General features: G+C 65.3%; 3 protein-coding genes. All 3 read left to right on the top strand.

Annotation, left to right across the window (positions count from 1 at the left end; translation table 11 throughout):
* Positions 1-1,148, top strand: a 1,148-nt coding sequence (locus AB4Z11_RS29450; RefSeq protein WP_442029386.1) for a thiamine pyrophosphate-binding protein, incomplete at its 5' end; no start/stop codon positions are given.
* Between the two features lie 10 nt (positions 1,149-1,158).
* Positions 1,159-1,959, top strand: a complete 801-nt coding sequence (locus AB4Z11_RS29445; protein WP_442029384.1) for an aspartate dehydrogenase — start codon at positions 1,159-1,161, stop codon at positions 1,957-1,959.
* 9 nt (positions 1,960-1,968) lie between these two features.
* Positions 1,969-2,449, top strand: a 481-nt coding sequence (locus AB4Z11_RS29440) for an aldehyde dehydrogenase family protein (protein WP_442029382.1), incomplete at its 3' end; no start/stop codon positions are given.

The following is a 2,449-nucleotide window of genomic DNA, read 5'->3' as shown; positions in this document are numbered from 1 at the left end:
CGGCCGACTTCAAGCCACTGCCGATCCAGCGCAACGAACCGTCCGAACACGCGCTGGACGAACTGGCGGCAAAGCTGAAGCAGGCCAAGCGTCCCATGCTGTGGCTGGGCGGCGGTTCGCGCGGCGCCGCGGCGCAGGTCAAGCGCCTGATCGACATGGGCTTCGGTGTGGTGACCACCACCCAGGGCCGCGGCGTGGTGGCGGAAGACGATCCACGTTCGCTGGGCGCCTTCAACCTGCACAAGCCGGTGGAGAATTTCTACCAGGAGTGCGACGCCATGCTGGTGGTCGGCTCCCGCCTGCGCGGCAATGAAACGCTGAAGTATGAGCTGAAGCTGCCGCGTCCCCTGTTCCGCATCGACGCCGATCCGGCTGCCGAAGGCCGCTGCTACGAAAGCGACTACTTCGTGTGCGGCGATTCCGAACTGGCGCTGAAAGGCCTGGCCGACCGCCTGGAAGGTAAGATGAACATCGATCCGTCCCACATCAAGCGCCTGCAGCAGGCGCGCGATACGGCCGTTGCTGGCCTGGTCGATGGCCTCGGCCCTTACAGCGCGCTGGTCGACCAGCTGCAACAGGCTGCGGGCCGCAACTTCAACTGGGTGCGCGACGTCACCGTGTCCAACTCGACCTGGGGCAACCGCTACCTGCGCGTATTCGATCCGCTGGCCGGCGTGCATGCACTGGGCGGCGGTATTGGGCAGGGCCTCGCAATGGGTATTGGCGCGGCCATCGGCGCAGCCGTGACCGGATCGGGCAAGAAGACCTTCACCCTGGCTGGCGACGGTGGCTTCATCCTGAACCTGGGCGAACTGGCAACGGCCGTGCAGGAACAGGCCGACATGGTCATCGTGCTGATGAACGACAAGGGTTATGGCGTGATCAAGAACATCCAGGACGTGCAGTACGGCGGCCGCCGCCACTACGTCGACCTGCACACGCCGGATTACGCCGAGCTGTCGCATTCGCTGAAGCTCCGCCACGTGCGTATCAGCAGCCTGGCGGAAGCCGGCGACGCGCTGCGCAAGGCGCTGTCGGAAAAAGGCCCCTTCCTGCTGGAAGTGGACATGCTGTCGATCGGCAGCTTCAAGACTGCGTTCGCAGGTCCTCCGGTAAAGGCGGCCGAACCAGTTGCGGCGACGGCTTAAGGAGCGAAGCATGCTGCATGTATCGATGATCGGTTGCGGCGCCATTGGCATCGGCGTGATGGACCTGCTGAAGAGCGATCCCGAAGTGTCTTTCGACCTGGTGATCGTGCCGGAAGCGGCGCTCGAAACGGCAAGCGAAACCGTGCGCGCCCTGGTGCCGACCGCCCGCGTGGCCTGCCGCCTGAACGGCGAACGTCCTGACCTGCTGATCGAATGTGCCGGCCACAAGGCCATCGAGGAGCACATTCTGCCTGCGCTGGAAGCCGGTATCCCGTGCATGGTGGTGTCCGTGGGTGCGCTGTCCGAACCTGGCCTGGCCGAAAAGCTGGAACAGGCGGCGCAGCGCGGCAAGACCCAGGTGCAGCTGCTGTCCGGCGCCATCGGCGCCATCGATGCGCTGGCTGCGGCCCGCATCGGCGGCCTGGAAAAGGTCGTGTACACCGGCCGCAAACCACCGCGCGCCTGGAAGGACACGCCGGCCGAGCGCGAGTTCGATCTCGACGCACTGACTGAAGCCGCCGTGATTTTCGAGGGCACGGCACGCGAAGCGGCGCGCCTGTTCCCGAAGAACGCCAATGTGGCGGCCACGCTGTCGCTGGCCGGCCTTGGCCTCGACCATACGCAGGTACGCCTGCTGGCCGATCCTGGCGTCGACGAGAACGTGCACCACGTGGAAGCTTCCGGCGCCTTCGGCAACCTGGAACTGACCATGCGCGGCAAGCCGCTCGCTGCCAATCCCAAAACCTCCGCGCTGACCGTGTTCAGCGTGGTGCGCGCCCTGAACAACCGCGCACATGCCCTGTCGATTTGAGAGACACAAATGGACCTGACTAAAGACCAATTGATTTGCGTGGCAGGCGAATGGCGCAAAGGCGGCGGCGACCGCTACGCGACGCTCTACCCGGCCACCGGCGAAGCCGTGACCTGGCTGCACGCAGCCAGCGTGGCGGACGCCAACGAAGCCATCGAACGCGCCGACCAAGCCTTCCGCACCAGCGGCTGGGCACAGCGCAAACCGCATGAACGTGCAGCAGTACTGAACCGCGTGGCCCATCTGATTCGTGAAGAGGCCGAGGATCTGGCGCAGCTGCAGCGCCTGGACAACGGCAAGCCGATCACCGAAACGCGCAATCTGGTGGCCAGCGCTGCCGCCACTTTCCAGTTCTTTGCCGCCGCTTGCGAAACGCTGGAAGAAACCATTACCCCGGCGCGCGGCGACAACCTGACGATGAGCGTCTACGAACCGATGGGCGTCGTTGCCGCCATCACGCCGTGGAATTCGCCCATCGCCAGCGAAGCGC

Origin of the sequence: Pseudoduganella sp. RAF53_2 (assembly GCF_052113985.1) — a bacterium.
Taxonomy (GTDB): domain Bacteria; phylum Pseudomonadota; class Gammaproteobacteria; order Burkholderiales; family Burkholderiaceae_D; genus Rugamonas.
This window is presented reverse-complemented; position numbering and strand designations above follow the sequence as displayed.